The sequence below is a fragment of the Micromonospora sp. CNZ303 genome (genome assembly GCF_004345505.1).
The window spans coordinates 64,093-86,115 of record NZ_SLVT01000014.1; the positions used below are offsets into that span (position 1 = coordinate 64,093).

At 74.3% G+C, this 22,023-nt stretch carries 16 protein-coding genes; 11 read left to right on the plus strand and 5 right to left on the minus strand.

What is annotated here, in order from left to right; all coding sequences use genetic code 11:
• Positions 1–393 precede the first annotated feature (393 nt).
• The 9 genes from EV374_RS21715 to EV374_RS21755 all read left to right on the plus strand — a co-directional run bounded on the left by EV374_RS21715 (position 394) and on the right by EV374_RS21755 (position 9,856).
• Positions 394–861, plus strand: a complete 468-nt coding sequence (locus tag EV374_RS21715; protein WP_132238216.1) for an SgcJ/EcaC family oxidoreductase — start codon at positions 394–396, stop codon at positions 859–861.
• Positions 862–898: 37 nt separating this feature from the next.
• Entirely contained in the window at positions 899–1,384 is a 486-nt protein-coding gene (locus EV374_RS21720; protein WP_132238218.1) for an SgcJ/EcaC family oxidoreductase, read from the plus strand.
• A gap of 71 nt (positions 1,385–1,455) precedes the next feature.
• Positions 1,456–2,256: an SAM-dependent methyltransferase gene (locus tag EV374_RS21725; RefSeq protein WP_132238220.1), complete on the plus strand. Its 801-nt coding sequence runs from the start codon at positions 1,456–1,458 to the stop codon at positions 2,254–2,256.
• 56 nt (positions 2,257–2,312) lie between these two features.
• Positions 2,313–3,656 carry a nucleotide disphospho-sugar-binding domain-containing protein gene (locus EV374_RS21730; RefSeq protein WP_132238222.1) on the plus strand — a complete coding sequence of 448 codons (1,344 nt, stop codon included), beginning with the start codon at positions 2,313–2,315 and terminating at the stop codon, positions 3,654–3,656.
• Positions 3,657–3,839: 183 nt separating this feature from the next.
• Positions 3,840–4,994: a DegT/DnrJ/EryC1/StrS aminotransferase family protein gene (locus EV374_RS21735; protein ID WP_132238224.1), complete on the plus strand. Its 1,155-nt coding sequence runs from the start codon at positions 3,840–3,842 to the stop codon at positions 4,992–4,994.
• Positions 4,995–5,051: 57 nt separating this feature from the next.
• Positions 5,052–6,113 (plus strand): glucose-1-phosphate thymidylyltransferase, encoded by a 1,062-nt coding sequence (locus tag EV374_RS21740; RefSeq protein WP_132238226.1) that lies wholly within the window; start codon positions 5,052–5,054, stop codon positions 6,111–6,113.
• A gap of 58 nt (positions 6,114–6,171) precedes the next feature.
• Entirely contained in the window at positions 6,172–7,476 is a 1,305-nt protein-coding gene (rfbH, locus tag EV374_RS21745) for a lipopolysaccharide biosynthesis protein RfbH (protein ID WP_132238228.1), read from the plus strand.
• 50 nt (positions 7,477–7,526) lie between these two features.
• The gene (locus EV374_RS21750; protein ID WP_132238230.1) at positions 7,527–8,873 is read left to right on the plus strand and encodes a nucleotide sugar dehydrogenase; all 1,347 of its coding nucleotides are present in this window, start codon (positions 7,527–7,529) and stop codon (positions 8,871–8,873) included.
• Positions 8,870–9,856 (plus strand): NAD-dependent epimerase/dehydratase family protein, encoded by a 987-nt coding sequence (locus EV374_RS21755; RefSeq protein ID WP_132238232.1) that lies wholly within the window; start codon positions 8,870–8,872, stop codon positions 9,854–9,856. Before EV374_RS21750 ends, EV374_RS21755 begins: the two co-directional genes overlap by 4 nt.
• 209 nt (positions 9,857–10,065) lie before the next feature.
• Here EV374_RS21755 and EV374_RS21760 read toward each other — a convergent pair whose 3' ends face one another.
• On the minus strand, positions 10,066–11,667 hold the full coding sequence (locus EV374_RS21760) for an MFS transporter (RefSeq protein WP_132238234.1): 1,602 nt from the start codon (positions 11,665–11,667) through the stop codon (positions 10,066–10,068).
• A 30-nt stretch (positions 11,668–11,697) separates the two neighbouring features.
• A complete protein-coding gene (locus EV374_RS21765) occupies positions 11,698–12,366 on the minus strand; it encodes a DUF899 domain-containing protein (protein WP_132238236.1) in 669 nt (222 codons plus the stop codon).
• Between the two features lie 388 nt (positions 12,367–12,754).
• Here EV374_RS21765 and EV374_RS21770 point away from each other — a divergent pair, with 388 nt between their 5' ends.
• The gene (locus EV374_RS21770) at positions 12,755–16,189 is read left to right on the plus strand and encodes a BTAD domain-containing putative transcriptional regulator (RefSeq protein WP_132238238.1); all 3,435 of its coding nucleotides are present in this window, start codon (positions 12,755–12,757) and stop codon (positions 16,187–16,189) included.
• A 118-nt stretch (positions 16,190–16,307) separates the two neighbouring features.
• On the opposite strand, the gene EV374_RS21775 is transcribed toward EV374_RS21770, so the two are convergent.
• The 3 genes from EV374_RS21775 to EV374_RS21785 all read right to left on the minus strand — a co-directional run bounded on the left by EV374_RS21775 (position 16,308) and on the right by EV374_RS21785 (position 20,272).
• Positions 16,308–16,721 carry an SgcJ/EcaC family oxidoreductase gene (locus EV374_RS21775; protein WP_132238240.1) on the minus strand — a complete coding sequence of 138 codons (414 nt, stop codon included), beginning with the start codon at positions 16,719–16,721 and terminating at the stop codon, positions 16,308–16,310.
• Between the two features lie 66 nt (positions 16,722–16,787).
• Positions 16,788–17,183, minus strand: coding sequence for a hypothetical protein (locus tag EV374_RS21780; RefSeq protein ID WP_132238242.1), 396 nt, complete (start codon positions 17,181–17,183; stop codon positions 16,788–16,790).
• A gap of 80 nt (positions 17,184–17,263) precedes the next feature.
• Positions 17,264–20,272 carry a hypothetical protein gene (locus EV374_RS21785; protein WP_132238244.1) on the minus strand — a complete coding sequence of 1,003 codons (3,009 nt, stop codon included), beginning with the start codon at positions 20,270–20,272 and terminating at the stop codon, positions 17,264–17,266.
• 344 nt (positions 20,273–20,616) lie between these two features.
• On the opposite strand from EV374_RS21785, the gene EV374_RS21790 reads away from it, so the two are divergent.
• Positions 20,617–21,966 carry an acyltransferase family protein gene (locus EV374_RS21790; RefSeq protein ID WP_132238246.1) on the plus strand — a complete coding sequence of 450 codons (1,350 nt, stop codon included), beginning with the start codon at positions 20,617–20,619 and terminating at the stop codon, positions 21,964–21,966.
• Positions 21,967–22,023: the final 57 nt, after the last annotated feature.

The window sequence follows — 22,023 nt, forward strand, 5'->3', positions numbered from 1 at the left end:
GACCGCCGGGCGCACGGCGCGGGACCGGGCCGGCGGGGGCATCCGCCCCGGTCGCGTCCGGTCCGGCCAGCCGTCACCGGCGGCGGGCGGCGCGGTCGCTCGGGGCGCGCCCCGCCTGGGGTGGCCCTGGCATCGTCTGCTTCCGCCGGAGGTCGACGCATCTCCGCAAGTGCGGTGTCGCGGGATCAGCCGCCGCCCGCCCCCCGCTCCCGCCCCGACCGGCCGGCGCGACGGCGTGCCCCGGCCGGCGCGACGGCCCGCCCCGGCCTGCCCGGCAGCGCAATCAGAGAGATGCAGTCGGTGACGGGCCCCGGCAACGATTCGGGGTAGCGATCACGACCGGTACCCGGCGTCGGCGCATCCCGCCGCCCGAACCGACGAAGGAGCACCCCCATGACCACGACCACCCAGGCCAACCGACCCGACCTCGACGCCTACTACGGCCCCTTCACCAGCGAGAAGGAGAAGGAGGCCCTCGGCGTTCCGCTGCGGCTGGTCGCCGCCTGGAGCCGCAACGACGCCGCCGGCGTCGCCGACAGCTTCACCGAGGACGGCATCCTCATCCTCCCCGGCGACGTCTACAAGAAGGGCCGCGACGAGATCTACTCGTTCATGGCCGCCGCGTACGCCGGGCCGTTCAAGGGCACCGGCGTCACCGGCAACCCCGTCGACGTGCGGTTCGTCAACGACGAGGTCGCCCTGCTGCGCACCCACGGCGGCATCCTCGCCCCGGGCGAGACCGAGATCGCCCCGGAGCTCGCCGTCCGCTCCACGTGGATCGTCGTCAAGCGCGACGGCGAGTGGAAGCTCGCCGGCTACCAGAACAGCCCGCGCGGCGCCGGCGCGACGCTGCGCTGGTGACCGTCCATCCCCCCGTGACGATCGGCAAGGAGCACCCATGACCACCAAGGCAGCGTCGCGGTGGGGCGACGCGACGGAGATCCTCGAGGCCGCCCGCGTCGCGGAGGACCACTCCTACTACCGGGAATTCGTCAGCGACGACGAGAAGGCCGTCCTGGCCGTACCGCAGCTGATCCAGGCCGCGTGGAAGGCCAACGACCCGGACTTCTTCGCCGACCTCTTCGCGGAGAACGGCAGCCTGCTCATGGGCGACGAGCAGCTGACCAGCCGCGACGAGATCCGGGCCTTCATGACCAAGGGGTTCGCGGGCCCGTACCGGGGCGCCTACGTCAAGGGCTACCCGGTGTCGGTGAACTTCCTGCACCCGGACGTCGCCATGGTGATCACCGGCGGCGGCATCATCCTCGCCGGCGAGAGCGAGGTCGCCCCCGAGCGGCACATCCGGGCCACCTGGATCATCGTCCGCCAGGACGACGGCCGCCCGCTGCTGCTCTCGCACCAGAGCAGCCCCGTCACCGGCTGACCCCGGGGGCCGGTCCCGACGGGGCCGGCCCCCACCCGCACTCCCCACCAACGACGTACGAGGAGAGACCGATGTCGACAGAACCTGCCCAGTCCGTGGAGCGGCCGTCGCCGGCGCGGATGTACGACTACTTCCTCCACGGCACGAACAACTACCCGGTGGACCGGGCCGCGGCGGAGGCCGTGATCGGGCGGGTCGGACAGACGCTCACCCGCGACGTGGTGTGGGAGAACCGCCGGTTCCTGGGCCGCGCCGTCCGGCACCTCGCCGAGGATTGCGGGATCCGGCAGTTCATCGACGTCGGGGCGGGCCTGCCGAGCCAGGAGAACACCCACCACGTGGCGCGGCGGGCCGTCGCCCAGCCCCGGGTGATCTACGTGGACAACGACCCGGCGGTCGCCGAGCACGGCAAGCGCCTGCTCACCGAGGACGAGCGGGCCAACACCGGGATCTTCACCGCCGACCTGCGCGACCCCGGCTCGATCCTCGACCACCCCGACACCAAGTCCCTCATCGACTTCTCCCAGCCCGTCGGGGTGCTGTTCATCGCGGTCTTCCACTTCATCCGGGACAGCGAGGACCCGAAGGGCATCATCCGGGCCTTCCGCGACCGGATGGCACCCGGCTCGTACCTGGCCCTGTCCCACCTCTGCGTGGAGGGCGGGCCGGACGAGGAGCGCCGGATGATGGAGGACAGCTACCGCAACGCCACGGCGCCGATGGTCTACCGGACCGCCGCGCAGATCGCCGACCTCTTCGAGGGCTTCGAGCTCGTCGCGCCCGGGCTCGTGCCGACCGGCCGCTGGCGGCAGGACGACCCCGACGCCACCTCCACCGACCGGATGTACGCCGGGGTGGCCCGCAAGCTCTGACCCGTTCCGCCGACCGCCGCACCGCACCCACCAGGACCGCACAACCGAGGAGAGACATGCGCGTCGTGTTCGCCCTGTGGCCCAACCCGGCCCACCTGTACCCGCTGGTTCCGCTCGCGTGGGCGTTGCAGAGCGCCGGCCACGAGGTCCGCGTCGCGTCCCACCCCGTCCTGGCGGAGAGCACGCTGGCGGTCGGGCTGACCCCGGTCGCGGTCGGCGACCCGGAGATCATGCCGATGGGCCCCGGTCGACCGCAGCCGCGCAGCGTCAAGCAGCGCCTCGACCGGATCACCGAGGCGCTGGAGCTGACCCCGGCGGACAAGGAGGTCTGGGACGTCTTCTACCAGTTCATGCTGCCGTCCATGTGGGACTTCCACCCGGTCGGGTCCACCGCCCGCGACCCGCACCCGGTCCTCGACGACCTGGTCGCCTTCGCCCGCGAGTGGCAGCCCGACCTGGTGCTCTGGGACCCGTGCTTCCCGGCCGGCGCGGTGGCGGCGCGCGTCGCCGGTGCGGCGCAGGCGCGGCTGCTCTGGGGGTTGGACTACTTCGCCTCGACCATGGACCGCTTCGCCGAGGCCGCCGCCCGACCGGGCCCGGGCCCGGAGGAGAACCCGCTGGTCGAGACCATGCGGCCGGCCGCCGAGCGGTACGGGCTGGAGATCGACGACGAGCTGCTGCTGGGCCAGTGGACCGTCGACCCCACTCCCCCGGGCGTACGCCTGCCCACCAGCGTCCGGACCGTGCCGACGCGCTGGGTGCCCTACTCGGGGCAGACGGTGCTGCCCCGGTGGCTGCACCACCGGCCGGAGCGGCCCCGCGTCGCGCTCTCCCTCGGGCTGTCCCAGCGGATGTACTTCAAGGGCGGCTGGGACCACGTGCCCGGCCTGCTGGAGATGGTCTCCGACCTGGACGTCGAGGTGGTCGCGACGCTCAACGCCGACCAGCTGGCCGGCATGCCGACCCTGCCGAAGAACGTCCGCGCGGTGGACTACCTGCCCCTGACCCAGCTGCTGCCGTCCTGTTCGGCGATGGTGCACCACGGCGGCATGGGCACCTTCGCCAGCGCGGTGGCGCTGCGGGTGCCGCAGCTGATCACCGACTCCGACGACGACAACGGCATGATCACCATCGAGGCCGACGGCCTGGAGTGGTCGATGGCCACGAAGCACATCGAGTCGTCGGTGACCGCCCGCTGCGTCGCCGGGCGCGGCGCGGGACTGGTCCTGGACATCAAGAACCTCTCCGTGGACGCGATGCGCAAGCAGCTCGTCCGCGTGCTGGACGAGCCGGCGTTCCGGCAGGGGGCCGACTCCCTCTACGACGACCTGCTCGCCACGCCCAGCCCGACCGAGACCGTGCCGGTGCTGGAGAAGCTCACCCGGCGGTACCGGGCCTGATCCGGCACCGCCGTCGCCGCCGGCGGGCGGGCCCCCGCGCACGCCCGCCGGCACCCTCCGCTCCCGCACCGCCCGCCCGCGGCCCACCCGGGTGGCGCGCCCCGCGCCGCCCCGCTGCCGGCTGCCCGCCGCCGCCCCCGCGTCGCTGCCGGTGCACGGGCGTCCTCGACGACAGGAGAAGCGATGATCAACGTCTTCCAGCCGACCCTCGGCGCCGAGGAGCTCGCCGCCGTGCGCGCCGTCTTCGACAGCAGCTGGCTGGGGCACGGGCCGCGTACCAGGGAGTTCGAGCAGGAGTTCGCCGCGCACGCCGGGCTGGTGCCCGAGCGCACCATCTTCATCAACTCGGCCACGGCCGGGCTCTTCCTCGCCGTGGAGCTGCTGGCGCTCGGGCCCGGTGACGAGGTGGTGCTGCCCTCGATCAGCTTCGTCGGCGCCGCCAACGCCATCGCCTCTGCCGGCGCCCGGCCGGTCTTCTGCGACGTCGACCCGCGCACGCTCAACCCCTCCGTCACCGACGTGGAGCGGGCCCTGACCCCCACCACGAAGGCGGTCATCCTGCTGCACTACGGCGGCGTTCCCGGCGAGGTGGCCGAGATCGCCGAGCTGTGCCGCCGGCGCGGGGTCGCCCTGGTGGAGGACGCGGCGTGCGCCGTCGCGTCGACCGTCGACGGGCGTCCCTGCGGCAGCTTCGGCGACATCGCCATGTGGAGCTTCGACGCGATGAAGATCCTGGTCACCGGCGACGGCGGGATGCTGCACGTACGCGACGCGGAACTGGCCCGGCGGGCCCACCGCCTGGCGTACCACGGCCTGGAGCACGCCAGCGGCTTCTCGGCCGCCGGCAAGGGGGTGCCGCACCGCTGGTGGGAGCTGGACGTGCGCGAGTTCGGCCGCCGGGTGGTCGGCAACGACCTCACCGCGGCGATCGGCCTGGTCCAGCTCCGCCGCCTGCCCGGGTTCGTCGCGCGCCGGCGGGAGATCGCCGCGGAGTACGACCGCCTGCTCGCCGATGTCGAGGGCGTCCGGCTCCCCCCGCCGTTGCCCGCCGGGCAGCGCAGCTCGCACTACTTCTACTGGGTGCAGCTCGACCCGGAGATCCGCGACCAGGTGGCCGCCGACCTGCTCGACATCGGCATCTACACCACGTTCCGCTACGCGCCGCTGCACAAGGTGCCCGCGTACGGCGCCGGCTGGCACCTGCCCGGCGCCGACGAGGCGGCGCGGACCACCCTCCTCCTACCGCTCCACCAGGGACTGGACGATGCAGACGTACGAACGGTCGTCGACGGCCTGCGCAAGTCCGTCGAGCAGCGGCAGGGCGGCACCGGTGACTGACCGGACGGCGCGGCCGGTGGCCGGCCCACCCGGGCGGCGGGGCGCCGGGGGGACGCGATGAAGGCCCTGGTGCTCTCCGGCGGCGCCGGCACCCGGCTGCGCCCGCTGAGCCACTCGATGCCCAAGCAGCTCGTCCCGGTGGCGAACAAGCCGGTCCTGGAGCACGTGCTGGAGAACGTCCGCGACGCCGGCGTGACCGAGATCGGCGTGATCGTGGGCGCCTGGGCGGACCAGATCCGCGAGGTCCTCTCCGACGGCTCCCGCCTCGGGGTGCGGCTGACCTACCTGCGTCAGGACCGGCCCCGCGGGCTGGCCGACTGTGTCCGGCTGGCCCGGCCGTTCCTCGGCGACGACGACTTCGTCATGTACCTCGGCGACGTCATGCTGCCCGACGGCGTGGCCCGGTACGCCGACCAGTTCCGCCGCCACCGACCGGCGGCCCAGGTGCTCGTGCACAAGGTGGACGATCCGCGCGCCTTCGGCATCGTCGAGCTCGACCCCGACGGCACGGTACGCCGCCTGGTGGAGAAGCCCCGGCAGCCGCGCGGGGACCTCGCCCTGGTCGGCGTCTACTTCTTCACGCCGGCCATCCACGCCGGCGTCGACGCCATCACGCCCAGCGCGCGCGGCGAGCTGGAGATCACCGACGCGGTGCAGTGGCTGGTCACCAGCGGCGCCGAGGTGCGCGCCAGTGAGTACGACGGGTACTGGCGCGACACCGGCCAGGTGGCGGACCTGCTGGCCTGCAACCGGCACCTGCTCGACGGCCAGCCGCGCGCGGTCGCCGGCAGCGTCGATCCGGCCAGCGAGCTGACCGGCGCCGTGGTCGTGGAGCCGGGCGCCCGCATCGTCGCCAGCCGCGTCGAGGGGCCGGTGGTCATCGGCGCGGGCGCCGTGGTCGAGGGCTGCCGGATCGGCCCGCACACCGCGATCGGGCCCGGCTGCCGGCTCGTCGACGCCGAGGTGGCCGACTCGATCGTGCTGGCGGACGCCTCGATCACCGCCGTCCGTGGGCTGCGCGGCTGCCTGATCGGCCGCTCCGCCACGGTCAGCCTCAGCCCGGCGGCCGGGAGCCGGCTGGTGGTCGGCGACCACAGCCGGATCGAGTTCGCCGCATGACGCCCGTACGGCCGCCGACCGACGCCCGCTGCCGGGCACGATCCGAGAGGAAGATGGGATGAGCGACCCCAAGGCACTGCTGCTGGACAGCGTCCGCAAGTACCACCAGGAGGTCCAACAGGAGCGGCCGTTCGTCCCGGGGGAGACCGAGATCTGGCCCTCGGGCGCGGTGCTGGGCGCCGAGGAGCGGGTGGCGCTGGTCGAGGCCGCGCTGGACCTGCGCATCGCGTCCGGGCAGAACGCCCGCCGGTTCGAGTCGGCCTTCGCCCGCAAGCTGCGGGTCCGCAAGGCGCACCTGTGCAACTCCGGCTCCTCGGCCAATCTGCTGGCGGTCTCGGCGCTCACCTCCGCCCAGCTGGGCGACCGGCGGCTACGCCGGGGCGACGAGGTGATCACGGTGGCGGCCGGGTTCCCCACCACGGTCAACCCGATCCTGCAGAACGGGCTGGTGCCGGTCTTCGTCGACATCGAGCTGGGCACCTACAACGCCACCGTCGAGCGGGTGGCCGCCGCGATCGGCCCGAAGACCAGGGCCATCATCCTGGCCCACGCGGTGGGCAACCCGTTCGCGGTCGCCGAGATGGCGCAGCTCGCCAAGGAGCACGACCTGTTCCTCATCGAGGACAACTGCGACGCGGTCGGTTCCTTCTACGACGGCCGGCCCACCGGCAGCTTCGGCGACCTGGCCTCGGCGAGCTTCTACCCGGCCCACCACATGACGATGGGCGAGGGCGGCTGCGTGGTCACCAACAACCTGGCCCTGGCCCGGATCGTGGAGTCGCTGCGCGACTGGGGCCGGGACTGCTGGTGCGACCCGGGCAAGAGCAACACCTGCATGAAGCGGTTCGAGCACCAGCTGGGCACCCTCCCGGAGGGCTACGACCACAAGTACATCTACTCGCACGTCGGGTACAACCTGAAGACCACCGACCTCCAGGCCGCCCTGGGGTTGGCCCAGCTGGCCCGGGTGGACGAGTTCTGCGCCGCCCGGCGGCACAACTGGCGGCGCCTGCGCGAGGGCCTGGACGGGGTGCCGCACCTGCTGCTGCCCGAGGCCACGCCGCGCAGCGACCCGAGCTGGTACGGCTTCGTGATCACCGTGGAGCCGGGGGCGCCGTTCGACGTGCCCGAGCTGGTGGGCTTCCTGGAGGACCGCAAGATCGGCACGCGGCGGCTGTTCGCGGGCAACCTGACCCGCCATCCCGCGTACGCCGACCAGCAGTACCGGGTGGTCGGCGAGCTGACCAACAGCGACATCGTGACCAGCCAGACCTTCCACGTCGGGGTCTTCCCCGGGCTCACCGACGAGATGATCGACTACGTCGTCTCGTCCATCCGGGAGTTCGTCAAGACCTACGGCTGACCGGCGGGATCCCGGCCTGGGACCCGTCAGCTTCCCTGATTGGAGCACAGATGGGCGTTCTGTCCGACCGACGAGATCCTCGGGTGGCGGTCGTCGGGCTCGGCTACGTCGGGTCCTGCATCGCCGCGGTCCTGGCCGAACGGGGCCTGGACGTGGTGGGCGTGGACGTCGACCCGCACCTGGTCGACGAGCTGCGCGCCGGGCACTGCCGGTTCGAGGAACCCGGCCTGCCGGAGCTGGTCCGCGCCGGCATCGAGGGCGGCCGGCTGCGGGTGACCACCGACTACGCGGCGCTGGCGGAGACCGACGTCGTCCTCGTCACCGTCGGCACGCCGGTGCGCCGCGACGGCTCGCTCGCCGACGAGCAGCTCCGCGGCGCCTGCGTCGAGCTGGCCCGCCACCTGCGACCCGGCCAACTGGTCGTGATCAAGAGCACGGTCCCGCCGGGCACCACCCGGGACTTCGTCCTGCCGCTGCTGGAGCGCGGCGGGCTGAACGGCGGCAAGGACTTCGGGATCGCCTTCACCCCGGAGCGGCTCGCCGAGGGCACCGCGCTGCGAGAGCTGCGGACGTTCCCCATCGTCGCCGGCGGCCTGGACGCCGACAGCACCCGGGCGGCCGGCGATTTCTGGCAGCGGGCGCTGGGGGTGGACGTGATCCCGGTGGACTCGCTGGAGGCGGCGGAGATCGTCAAGCTCGCCGACAACTGGTGGATCGACCTCAACATCGCGCTCGCCAACGAGCTGGCCAAGTTCAGCGCGCTGTTCGACGTCGACGTGCTGGACGTGATCGCCGCCGCCAACAGCATCCCGAAGGGCAAGAGCAACATCAACATCCTACTGCCCAGCGTCGGGGTGGGCGGCTCCTGCCTGACCAAGGACCCCTGGATGGTCTGGCACTCGGCGCGGGAGCGGGGACTGGAGATCCTCACCGCGCCGGCCGGTCGGCAGGTGAACGCGGGGATGCCGGGCTACACGGCGCGCCTGGTCCTGGACGAGCTGGCCGCTCTCGGCAGGCCGGCGGAGACGGCGACGGTGACCGTGCTGGGGCTGGCGTTCAAGAACGACACCGGCGACCTGCGGGCCACCCCGACGCTGCCGGCCGTCGCGGCCCTGCGCGAGGCCGGCTGCGAGGTCCGCCTGCACGATCCCCTGGTCGACCCGGACGAGGCGGAGAAGCTCTTCGGCCTGCGGCCGGTCGCCGACCTCGACGAGGCGGTGCGGGGCGCGGACTGCCTGGCCGTCCTGGCCCACCACCGGCGGTTCACCGAGATCGACTACGCGGCGCTGCCGGTGGCCCGGCCGTGCCTGGTGCTCGACGGGCGCGCGTACTTCCCGAAGGACAGGATCGCCGGGCTGCGGGCCGCCGGGTACCACTACCGGGGGATCGGCCGGTGAGCGCGCGGGTGGTGGTGACCGGCGGGCACGGCTTCATCGGCGGTCACCTGGTGGACCGGCTGCTGGAGCGCGGCGACGACGTCACCGTCTTCGACGGCCCGGCGCCGCCGGTGGGACGTTCGCCGGCCGCGGCGCACGCCCGGCTGGTGGAGGGCGACGTGCGCGACCCGGAGGGGTTGGCCGAGGCCATCACCTCCGGCGTCGACGTCGTCTACCACCTGGCCGCCGTGGTGGGCGTCGACCAGTACCTGTCCCGCCCGCTGGACGTCGTCGACATCAACTTCACCGGTACCCGCAACGTGCTGGACCTGGCCTGCCGGGCCGGCGCCCGCGTCGTGCTGGCCAGCACCAGCGAGGTCTTCGGCAAGAACCCGGCGGTGCCGTGGGCGGAGGAGGACGACCGGGTGCTCGGCGCGACGTCCGCCGACCGCTGGACGTACTCGTCGAGCAAGGCCCTCACCGAGCACCTGACGTACGCCTTCGCCCGGCAGCACGGGCTGGCGGCCACCATCGTCCGCTACTTCAACGTCTACGGTCCCCGGCAGCGCCCGGCGTACCTGGTCAGCCGCTCCGTGCACCGGGCGTTGAACGGGCGCCCGGTGGTGGTCTACGACCAGGGGCGGCAGACCCGCTGCTTCACCTTCGTCGACGACGCCGTCGCCGGTACGCTCGCCGCCGCCACCAGCCCGGCGGCGCTCGGCGAGTCGTTCAACATCGGCAGCATGGTGGAGAACACCATCGGCGAGGTGGCGGAGATGATCGGCACGCTCACCGGCACCGCCGCGGTGGCCGACGTGGACACCAGCCGGGCGCTGGGCAGCGCCTACGAGGACCTGGCCCGGCGGATCCCGGACACCACGAAGGCGCGCACCGTGCTGGGCTGGAAGTGCGAGGTGCCGTTGCGTACCGGCCTGGAGCGGACGGTGCACTGGGCCCGGGAGAACCCGTGGTGGCTGGCCCTGCCCGACACCGGCGCGAACTGACGTCCCGACACGGAGGCGCCGCCCGACCCCACCGGGGTCGGGCGGCGCCGTCGTACGCGCACCCGGTCCGCCGGCGCCGCCGGCGGGGGACGCGGGGCCCGCCGGGCGACCCGCGGCAGCTCCGGGTGCCGCCCGGAACGTACGCGAACGGCGTGCGGCCGGGGTGGAGCGCTCCACCCCGGCCGCACGGTCGCGCCGCGACCGACCCGTCAGCGCCGGGCCGACGCGGGCGTCTCGTCGGTGCCACCGGCCGGGACCGCCGGGGCATCGACGACCGGTTCCTCGGCCGCCGGGCGTACTCGGCGCAGCAGCAGCGCCGAGGCCACGGCCAGGATCACCGCGATCACCGCGCTGACCAACCCGGCCATGTTGAACCCGCTGGTGAACGCCGCCCTGGCGGCCTCCAGCAGGGCGCTGCCGGTCTGCTCGGAGAGCTGCCCGGTCACCGCGCTCGCGCCGGCCAGCGAATCGCCGGCCGCCTCCCTGACCTGCGCGGGCAGGTCGGCGGCGAGGGCCGGGGCGATCTCGCTGCGGTAGACGGCGGTGCCGACGCTGCCCAGTACGGCGACGCCGAGCGCCACCCCCAGCTCGGTGCTCGTCTCCGACATCGACGACGCCGAGCCGGCCCGTTCGGGCGGCGCCGCCCCGATGATCAGGTCCGTGCCCAGCACGGCACCGGGACCGAAGCCGAGGTAGACGATCACCAGACCGGTCACCGCGAGGCCGAGCCCACCGGCGGTGCCCACCTGGCTCAGCAGCGCGAAGCCGACCGCGGCGATCGCCATGCCGCCGGCGACCACGTAGCCCGGGGCGAACTTCTGCGCGATCAGCGGCGCGAGCATCGAACCGACCAGCATGGACACCGCGTACGGCAGCATCCAGAGCCCGGCCCGCAGCGGGGAGAGGCCCTCGACCAGCTGGGCGTACTGGGCGAAGAGCAGCGCGATGCCGCCGATGGTCGACCCACCGAGCAGCATGATGCCCAGGGCCGCGCTGAAGGTCCGGTTGGCGAACAGCCGCACCTCGAGCAGCGGGCTGGTGAGGCGGCGCTGCCGCGCCACGAAGATCACGCCGATCACCACACCGGCGACCATCGCCAGGACCGGCCGGACGCCGAAGCCGTCCTTCGCCAGCTCCTTGAGACCGTAGACGAAGGGCAGGATGGTGGCCAGCGAGAGCACCACGCTGAACAGGTCGAGCCGCCCGGCCTCCGGGTTGCGGTACTCGGGCAGCAGCAGCGGCGCGGCCACCAGCAGCACGACCATCACCGGTACGCCCAGCAGGAAGACCCCGCCCCACCAGAACGACTCGAGCAGCACACCGCCGACCAGCGGTCCGATGATCGCGCCGATCATGAAGCAGCTCATCCAGAGGCCGATGGCCATGGTGCGCTGCTGCGGGTTGCGGAACATGTTGCTGATCAGCGACAGCGTGGAAGGCATCAGGGTCGCCCCGGCAACGCCCAGCAGCGCCCGGGTGGCGATCAACATCTCGGCGCTGCTCGAGTAGGCGGCGATCACCGACGCCACGCCGAAGGCCGCCGCGCCGATCATGAGCAGCCGGCGACGGCCGATCCGGTCACCGAGGGTCCCCATGGTCACCAGGAATCCGGCGATCATGAAGCCGTAGATGTCCATGATCCAGAGCAGCTGGGCGGCGTCCGGCGCCAGGTCGGCGCTCAGCTGCGGTAGCGCCAGGTAGAGAACGTTGAGATCCAGAGACAGCAGCAGGGTGGGCAGCGTGAGCACGGCCAGGCCGATCCACTCGCGCCGGCCCGCTCTCGGTTCCGCCTCGCTCGCGTTCACATCCATCGTGGTCCTTCCTCCGTATCGGTGCGGCGCCTAGTTGTCGTACTCGTCGTGCAGCCGCCACCAGCCGTACGGCTCCTCCTGCGGGCGCCCGTCCGGGGTGTCCTCCCAGGTCTCCTGGCGGCCGAGCGGGGTGAGGTCGAGCAGCGACCAGTTGCTGCCGAGCGCCTCGACGCCCCGCTCCGAGGTGAAGTAGGTGCGGTACACCTCGTCGCCGTCGCGCAGGAAGACGCTCAGCCCGAACGCCTCCCCCGCCTTCGTGGTGAGCCCGAGGTCGGTGTTGAAGTCGGTGCCGTGGGACGAGTACCAGGGCAGCGTCCAGCCCATCCGCTCCTTGAGCGGGGTGATCTCCGCCAGCGGCGCCCGGGAGATCAGCGCCAGGGTGGTGTCCCGGGCGTTCAGATGGGCGGGGTGGCCGAGGTTGTCGACGAACATCGAGCACCCCTCGCAGTAGTGCGACTCGCCCGGCCTGAGCATGAAGTGGTAGACGATCAGCTGCCGCCGGCCGTCGAAGATGTCGGCCAGGTTGGCCTTGCCGCCCGGGCCCTCGAAGACGTATTCCTTGTGGATCCGTGTCATGGGCTGCCTGCGGCGCTCCGCGGCCAGCGCGTCCCGGGCCCGGGTCGCCTCCTTCTCCTTGGCGAGCAGCCGCTCCCGGGCGGTGTCCCATTCCGACTGCGACACGATCGTCGGCAGGTTCATGCTGTCTCTCCATTCGTGGTCACGGACGCTCCCCTGTCCGGGAGCGGCGGCGACGGCGCGGGCTCTCCGGCGTACCGAGGTGGCGCGGGCCGTCGCACGGCACGGGCGCCGACCGGCGCCCTGGGCACGCTCCCGCGCCCGCGTCGCCAGCCCTTCCGGCCGCCTCACGGTGGTCGACCGGGACCAACGGCCGGGGCGCGCATGCCGCCCGCGCCGCGACACCCGGTGTGCCTCCCTCGCCTCGCCGGGCCGGATCCGTCGCCGGTCCCACTCTGCCGCCCACCGCTCCCGGTCCACTCCCGGTCTTCTCCGGGTGCGCTCCCGGTCGCCGCGCCGCCGCGCCGCGCCGTGACCGCCCGTCGTCGGTGCGCTGCGCTACGGTGACGCCATGCGTTTCGGGCTCCTCGGTCCGTTGGCGGTCTGGACGACGGACGGCGCACCGGTCACCGTGCCCGATCTGAAGGTTCGTGTCCTGCTCGCCGACCTGCTGGCGCACCAGGGCCGCCCCGTGCCCGTCGACCGGCTGGTCGAGGACCTGTGGGGCGAGCGCCGGCCGGCCAATCCCAGCGGTGCGCTACAGACCAAGGTCTGGCAGCTGCGGCGGGCGTTGAACGACGCGGAGGCCGGCGGCAGGGACGCGGTGGTGTCCCGACCGCCCGGATATCTGCTGCGCACCGCACCCGGGCAGACCGACGCCGACCGGTTCGGCGCGCTGGTCGAGCGGGCCACCGGCACGACCGCCCCACCCGCCCGGGTCGCGCTGCTGGACGAGGCCCTGGCCCTGTGGCGTGGCCCGGTGCTGGCCGACTTCGCCGACGAGCCGTTCACCCGCCCGCTGGCCGCCCGGCTGGAGGAGCAGCGCCTGGTGGCCGTCGAGGAGCGGGCCGAGGCCCGGCTGGTCCTCGGCGAGCACCAGCTGCTGGTCGGGGAGCTCGCCGACCTGGTGGCGCGGCATCCGTTCCGGGAACGGGCCCGCGCCCTGCAACTGCGCGCCCTCTACCGGGCCGGGCGACAGGGCGAGGCGCTGGAGAGCTACGCCCGCTTCCGCCGGCAGCTCGCCGAGGAGCTGGGCCTGGACCCGGGCCCGGAGCTGGTGGCGCTGCACCGGGCGATCCTGGCGCACGACCCGGCGCTGCTCGGCGCGGGCGACCGGAGCGGCCCGAGCGGTGCAAGCGACCAGGGCGGCCCGAGCGGCGGGAGCGGTGCAAGCGACCAGAGCGGCAGGAGCGGTCAGGGCGGCAGGAGCGGTCAGGGCGGCAGGAGCGGCGCGAGGGATCCGCGCGGCGCCGAGCCGAACGGCGCGGACGATCCGCTGGCCGCGCCGCGCCCGGCGGGTACGGGACGGGTGATGCCGAGGACCAACCTGCCCGCTCCGCTGACCCCGCTGGTCGGGCGCGCGGAGGCCGTGCGGCACGTCCACGAACTGCTGCGCGTCGAACGGCTGCTCACCCTCGTCGGGCCGGGCGGAGTGGGCAAGACCCGGCTGGCGGTCGAGGCGGCCCACCAGCTCGTCGAGGCGTACCCGGACGGGGTGTGGCTGGTCGAGCTGGCCTCGCTGCGCCCGGACGACCCCGCCGCGCTGGCCGGGTCGCTGCTGGCGGTGCTCGGCATCCGCGAGGCCACCGGGGCCGACCGTGGGCCGACGGGCGCCCCGGCCACCCCCGCCGACCGCCTCGTCGACGTGCTGCGCGGCCGGTCCCTGCTGCTGGTCCTGGACAACTGCGAGCACGTCGTGGAGCCGGTCGCCGAGCTGGCCCAGCGGGTGCTGCCGCACGCCCCGGGCGTACGCCTGCTGGCCACCAGCCAGGACCCGCTCGGCGTGGCGGGTGAGCGGGTCTGGCCGGTCCCCCCGTTGGAGCTGCCCGACCCGGAGGTCACCGAGCCCGAGGTGCTCGCCCGTTCCAGCGCGGTGCAGCTCTTCGTCGCCCGGGCCACCGCCGCCGCCCCCGGATTCGCCCTGGACGCGACCAACGCCCGTGACGTCGCCGAGCTGTGCCGCCGCCTCGACGCGGTGCCGCTCGCGCTGGAGCTGGCCGCCACCCGGGTGCGCGCGCTGGGCGTGCACGGGCTGGTCACCCGGCTGGACGACCGGTTCCGGCTGCTCTCCGGCGGCCACCGGGGTGCCCCACCGCGCCAGCAGACCCTGCGCGCGATGATCGACTGGAGCTGGGAGCTGCTCTCCGACCCGGAGCGGGTGGTGCTGCGGCGCCTCGCCGCGCACGCCGACGGCTGCACCCTGGAGGCCGCGGAGGCGGTCTGCGCCGACCCGGACCTGCCCGCCGACGAGGTGCTCGGGCTGCTCGTCCGGCTGGTCGACCGCTCGCTGGTGGTGATGACCGAGGGCGCCGGTGAGCCGCGTTACCGGCTGCTCGAGTCGGTCGCCGAGTACTGCCTGGCGCGGCTGCGCGAGGCCGACGAGGTGGCGGTGGTACGCCGCCGCCACCGGCGCCACTACCTCGAGCTGGCGCGGCGGGCCGACGACGAACTGCGCGGGGCGGCGCAGCGGCGCTGGCTCGCGCGGCTGGACCAGGAGACGGCCAACCTGCGTCGCGCGCTCGACGGCGCGCTGGCCGACGACGACGCGGCCGGCGCGCTGGAGCTGTCGACCGCGCTGGCCTGGTACCGGTACCTGCGCGGCCGGCTGCGCGAGGCGCGCCGGTCGATCGAGGCGGCGCTCGCCGTGCCCGGTCCGGTGCCGGCCTCCGTACGGTCGGCGGCCACCTGTTGGCGGGCCGGGCTCGCCCTGCTGGAGGCCGGTGGCGACCACGCCCCGCTGGTGGCCCCGGCGTTGGCGGGCTGGCCGCCGGACGAGGACCCGGCGGGGCGGGCCCGGGCCACCTGCTTCCTCGGCCTCGCGCTGCTCAACACGGGGGACGTCACGACCAGCCAGGAGCTCGTCGACGACGCGCTGGCGCAGTTCGAGACGCTCGGCGACCGGTGGGGGGTGGCGACGGCGTTGAGCCTGCGGGCCGGGCACGCGCAGTCCCGGGGCGACCTGGAGGCGGCCAGCCGGGACAGCGCGCGCAGCGTGGCGCTCTTCCGCGAGTTGGGCGACCGGTGGGGCCAGCTCCAGGCGTCCTTCGCGCTGACCACGCGGGCGGAGGCGACCGGCGACTACCCGGAGGCGGCCAGGCTGCACCGGGAGGGCCTGCGGATGGCCGAGGAGCTCGGGCTGTGGCTGGAGGCCTCCGACCGGCTCTCCGGCCTGGGCCGCATCGCGCTGCTCAGCGGCGACTACGACCGGGCCCGGGAGTTCCACGAGCGGGCGCTACGGCTGGCCGCCGAACAGAACTTCAAGCCCGGGGAGCTGTACGCGCAGATCGGCCTCGGGCTCGGGGCCCGCCGCGAGGGCCGGCTGGACGCCGCCGAGGAGCTGCTGCGCGGCGTCCTGGCGTGGACCCGCCAGCCGGGCCTGGACGCCGACGTGGTGCGGGCACTGCTCCTGGCCGAGCTGGGCTTCGTCGCGGAGCAGCGCGGCGCCGCCCGCGACGCGCACGAGTTGCACGCCGAGGCGTTCGAGGTCGCCACCGCCATCGGCGATCCCCGGGCGCAGGCGCTCGCGCTGGAAGGGCTCGCCGGCACGGCGACGCTCGACGGCCGGCACGGCGACGCCGCCCGGTTGCTCGGCGCGGCGGCCATGGCGCGGGCCTCGGTGGGCGCGCCGCTCCCGGCCGGGGAACGGGGCGACGTCGACCGGATCACTCAGGCCGCGCGCGACGCGCTCGGCCCGACCGCGTTCACGGAGAATTTCGACCGGGGCACCGCGCTGACCCCCGCCGAGGCCTACCGCTCGCTGGCGGCCGGCCTCCCCCGCCCCGCCTGAGCGGGCGGGGCTCAGCCCGGGCGGCGGGTCACCCGGACGCACCGACGCACCCCGCACCGCCCAGGGGCGGTGCGGGGTGCAGTCGGACGCCGGGCGGCCCGCCGCCGCGTACGCGTCGTCAGCGGTTGGCCGTGCCCTTGGAGTTCTGGTAGGCGGCGATGCTCCACCCCCCGTCCACCCGGACGACGGTGGAGGTGGCGAGGAAGGCGCGCTCGGCGACGAACTCGGTCTCCCCCTCCAGGAGCACGCTGCCCTGGGTCACCAGCAGCGCGATGTCGTCGGTCAGGAAGCGGACGTCGAGCGGCTCGACGAGGACGTGGGTCCCCCCGTACGGCCCGGCGAACCCGGCGGCCATGTAGGAGCGGATCTCCTCCCGGCCCTTCATGTAGGCGTCACCGATGAGCGTGCCGTCCTCGACGAAGATCGCCGCGAACGCGTCGGCGTCGTTGGCCGCCCAGGCCGTCACGATGCGTCGCGCTACGTCCCGTACGGCCGTCTCGTCGCTCACGACGGCGGCATTGCCTGCGGACATGTCGTTCCTCCTCCTCGTGTCACCGGTACGCCGCGGGCGTCCGGACGTGCGGGCCGCGTGGGCGGGTCAGCAGGTGATGCGGACCTCGGGAGAGGTCAGGTAGGCCATCATGTTCGGGTCCCAGACGACGGACCGGTAGATCCGGGTGCCGCTGGCCCGGCACGGGAAGTCGAGCCGGGTCGTCGACCCGGGGTCCATGTAACGATCCAGCACCGTCCGCCAGCCGGTGTCGGTGGTTTCGTAGCGCATCAGCCAGACGACCGCGAGGACGAGGCAGTCGTTGGTCGCGACGGTACGGACCATCACGCCGGTGGGGCTCTTCTCCGGGGTGCTCGGCGCGCTTATGCAGCTCCGCGGCGGCTCCCCGGCCGTCGTCGCGGCGGCGGCCGGGCCCGACCCGATCGCGCCGACGGCGAGGACGACGCCCAGCGTCAGCGACAGCCATCTCGATACCGTTGCCATGTTTCCTCCTGTCCGGCCGGCCGGCCGGCTCCCGCACCGGGGCGCGGGAGCGGCGGCCGGCCTGCCCGTGTCGTACCGGATCACTTCGCGAACCGGTACGCGTTGACGATGGTCTGGTCCAGCCGGTTGCCGTGCGAGTCGACCAGGGTGGCGCGCAGCGACACCGTCCGGGTTCCCTTCGGCGCGTGCACCACCGCGCGGTAGCCGCCGTCGCCCGCCGGCACCACCGGGGCCTTGCGCCAGGTGCGGCCCCCGTCGACGGAGATCCGCACGGCCAGCTGCCGGACCCGACCCACGCGGGCCTCCGGCTGGGACATCACCTTCACCGGCAGCAGGGTCACCGGCGCCCAGGGGGTGACGTTGTGGTCGTCGACCGTCGGCGCGTACCGGACGACCCAGATCGGGAAGATCTGGTCGGCCCCGCCGGCGGTGTCCGACCGGAACGTCCACGTCGCGTCCACCCGCGTCGACAGGGGGGAGTACGACGGTCGGCTGGTCCGCTTCTCCACGCGGAACGTCGCGGGCCCCGGCGGCACCTCGGCCTCCAGGTTCCCGGCGCCGGAGGCGCCCACCAGCCGCCCGTCGCGGTACATCCGGGTCGTCGCCGCGTCGGTGAGGGAGCCGGCCCGATGCCCGTCCTGGTCGGAGTACATGGGGACGCCGAACCAGACGGTGTCGCCGCGCCGGCCGGCGTGACCGGCGAAGTCGAACATCGGCCCGAGCACCGCCGCGTTCCACCGGTCGGTGTACCGCTGCCCGGCCTGGTACGACTGGTTCGCCTGGCCGAAGGCCGTGATCTCGACCGGTAGCCCGTCCCCGCCCGGAACGTTCTCGCCGAAGGCGGCGCTCCACAGGGTGGCACCGCCGTCCAGCAGGTGCGTCGTGCGCGCCGGCAGTCTGAACGGCAGCAGTGGAGTCAGCGTGCCGACGACGCCGGGCGCGTTGGGGAACATGGCCTTGGTCGCCGCGCGGCCGGTCACCTGGGCGGCCAGCCGGCTGTCCACCGTCGCCAGGTCCCGATCGGCCACCTTGCGGTGGAAGCCGGTGAAAAAGCCGCCCGGGCGGGTGTCGAGCAGCCCGTAGGTGTAGGGGGTGTCGCGGAAGTCGCCAGCCGGGCCGGGCACCGCCCAGGTGGAGTGGAGGTAACCGGTCATCTCCTCGGCGGGCAGGTCGGGGCCGAGCTGCCCGGAGCGCAGCCCCTCGAAGCCGTCGAGGGCCAGGGCGATGCCGAACCCGGTGCCGTCCTCGGCGCGCCGGTTGAAGCCGAGGTCGACGATGGCGGTCCGCGCGTCCGGGCGGGGCACGGTGGTGCGTACCGGGGCGGTCCGTCGGGCGTCCATGGTCACCGTGGCGTCCGCGTCGAGGGCCAGCTCCGGCTGGACCAGGCGGTGCCAGGTCGAGTCGGCGTCGCCGAAGTCGACCACGTCGCCGACGAGGACGTAGCTGCCCTTCGGCAGCCGGGTGGTGGCGGTGCCGTCCTCGCCGTACAGCAACGCCCGCAGATCGCCGGTGAGGTCCAGGACCATCGTCTCGGCCCGGCCGGTGGGCCGCCCGTCCGGCCCGAGGTGCCGGACGGTGAGCGTGTGGCTCTCGACCTCCTTCTCCACCTCGACGCGCGAGCGCACGGCCAGGTCGGGCGCGCCCGCCGGGGTGGCGGTGACGGTGCCCGTGTAGCGGCCGTCGGGCCCGTCGTGGCGGGTGTCGGCGGTGACGGCGACGCCGGCCGACCCGCCCGCCGGCACGGTCACCGTCGTCGCGTCGAGCCGCAGCGCCCCGGCGGGGGCGGGCGTGCCGTCGGGGCCGGTCAGCGCGACGTCGAGCCGCAGCTCGACGGGCCGGTCTCCGTGGTTGTGCCAGGTCAGCGTCCGCTGTTGCGGCCGGTCGTCGGCGTGTGGCCACTGCTGCACCCCGAGAGCGAGCAAGGCCGTGGCCGGGAGCACGTTCCGCCGGGCCAGCGCCGCCGCGTCGAGCGCACCGTCCACCATGGAGGCGGCGAGGGCGGCGCGGAGCCGGTCCACGGACCAGTCCGGGTGACGCTGGGCGAGCAGTGCCGCGCCCGTCACCGTGCCGGCCGGCAGCCCGGTCGCACGCCCGTCGGGCCTGTCGTGGGTGGCGATCGCCCCGGCAGCCCCGTCCGCAGCGGGGGTCAGCACGAGGGCCCCGGTGCGGTCGCCGATCCGTTCGACCGCCCGGCCTAGCGGGCCGGTGCCGAACTGTTCCGCGCCACCGACGCCGAGGTCGACGACGTCGGCCCGGCCAGCGGCCCACTCCAGGCCGGCCAGGATCGCCGACTCCGGGCACCGGCCGTCGTCGTCACAGACCTTGCCGTCGAGCAGCGTCGCGCCGGGCACGGCGGCGGCGGTGCGGGTGCCGTGTCCGTGCCGGTCCCCGGTGCTCGCGCCGACGAAGACCTGCCGGCGCGCCACCCGGGCGGCCGGCCCGGCCCGCTCGGCGTCGACGCCGGTGCTCAGCACGGCCACGGTCGGCGCGGCGCCATTCGCCGACAAGGCCGGGGGCGGGGCGGTGGGCGGCGCCGGCACGGGCGCCGGGGTCAACGGCGTGTCCAGCCAGATCCGCTCGATGCCTGCCCGCTGCTCGCGGATCGCCGACCAGGCCGAGGCGGCGTCCGTCTTGACCACGGTCACCGCGCTCATCCCGGCCACGGCGAACCGGCCGGTCGTGCGCAGCCCCGGCCCGGTCAGACCGGCCGCGGGATCGGCGCCGCGTCGCGACACGATCAGCGGCAGCCCAGGGCTGCGGACGTCGTCGTAGCCGGCCCGGACCAGCCCCGTGACGTCGAACAGGCGCCGGTCCAGCAGCCCGGCGGCGACCAGCGGGCGGGCGTCCTCCGGGAGGATCGTCCGGTGCCCGCCGACCCGGTGACTGGTGAAACGGGTGCCGGCGCGGCCCGGGGCGGCGGTGACGGTGACCCGCGCGCCGTCCGGGGAGACGGTGACCCGGTCACCGGTGATCAGGGTGACCCGGTGGTCGGACTGGCCGGCGGGCGCCGGCGCGGGGTCCGCGTCTCCGCCCGCGACCGCGGGGGCCTGCTGCCCGGTGATCACCAGTACGGCCGCCAGGGCCGCCACGCCCCCGACCGCGATGGCCCTTCGGCCGCGCCCTCCGCTACCTGTTGCCGCACGTTTCTCGCCCACCCTGTGTCCCCTCCGCCGCTCAGGTCCGCCGCACGCGCGGCGGTCATCGGTGGTGTCTGGTCATCAGGATCGTCGTCTGGCTCTCTGAGCCCCGCATCTCCCGTCGTGCGCTCATCCCGTCGCCGGGCGCGGAGTTGCGCACGGTGGAAGGTGCGCCGGGTCCGGCGGAGCAGCACGATCCGACAGTGGAGCGGACGGACGCGCCGGGGCGCCCGGTTCTGCCGAGGCAAGGCTCAACAGATCCTTTTCGGACAGTACGGGCGCGTGAGGAGCGGACGATGACAACAGTGCGAGGGCACGCCCCGGGGGCGACATCCGCCACCGGCGAGCAGGCCCGACCGAGGATCTTCTTCCCCGAGCTGGAGGGCATGCGCGGGGTCGCCGCCGTGATGGTCATGCTGACCCACATCGCGCTGACCTCCGGCGTGATCGCCTCCGACATGTACGGCGCGGCCGGTAACCCGGTCGCCGGACCAATTTTCAACACCATGGACGTCGGCCTGCCGATCTTCTTCGTCCTCTCCGGGCTGGTGCTCTACCGGCCCTTCGCGCTGGCCACCCTCACCGACCGGCCGTCGATGGCGCTGAAGCCGTACTTCTGGCGGCGGGCCCTGCGGATCCTGCCGGCGTACTGGGCGCTGGCCGTGACGGCGCTGCTCGTGCTCAACACCGACGCCCTCACCGGGCTGTGGTACGTGCTGCGCTCGCTGCTCGTGCTGCACGTCTACCAGCCGAACTCGATGCCCACGGGGATGGAGCAGACGTGGAGCCTCGCGACCGAGGTCGCGTTCTACGTCACCCTGCCGCTGCTGGCCTGGGCGTTGCGCCGCTGGGCGGTACGCGCCGCCGACCCGGGGACCCGCGCGAGGCGGCTGCTGGTGCCACTGGGCGCGCTGGTGCTGACCGGCGCCGGCTTCGCCGCGTACCACCACCTGCCCTCGATGGGCGCCTTCCCGTTGCAGCACCTCTGGCCGACCGAGTACATGGGCTACCTGGCGGTCGGCATGATCCTGGCGACCCTCTCCGCCGTCGCCGAGGTGACGCCCGAGCGGGCGCCGGCCGCGTACCGGTTCCTCATCCGGCACCCGGGCGCCGCGTGGATCGGCGCGGTGCTGGTGTACGCGGCGGCCTGCTCCCCCCTGGGCGGCCCGAACGAGATGAACTACCCGCCGCTGGGCTCGGCGATGGTCGACCACACTCTCTACCTGGTCATCTCCCTGCTGCTGGTGGCGCCGCTGACCCTGCCGGCGGGCCGTCCCGGCTACATGCGGGCGGCCCTGTCCAACCCCGTGCTGCGCTTCCTCGGCCGGGTCTCCTACGGGGTCTTCCTCTGGCATGTCTTCTACCTGTGGGTCTACTACGGGGCGACCGGCACGCCGCTGGGCACCGGCAACTTCTGGCTCATCACCGCGGCGGTGACGGGTGCCAGCGTGGTGACGGCGACGCTGAGCTTCTACGTGGTGGAGCGCCCGGCGTCGGGGCTGCGGCCGTGGTTGGGCCGGGCGCCCGTGGACCCGGGGGCCCAGGCGCCGAGGACGGTACGCGAACAGCGGCCGGCCGTCCGTTCGGCGGCGCAGTGGGAGCCGAGGGCCGGCGAGCCCGCCGCTTCCGCCGTACCCGCCGAATGAGCGCGGCCCGCAGACCGGCACCCCTGTACCGGGCGGGAGGTCCGCCCGGCGGCGAAC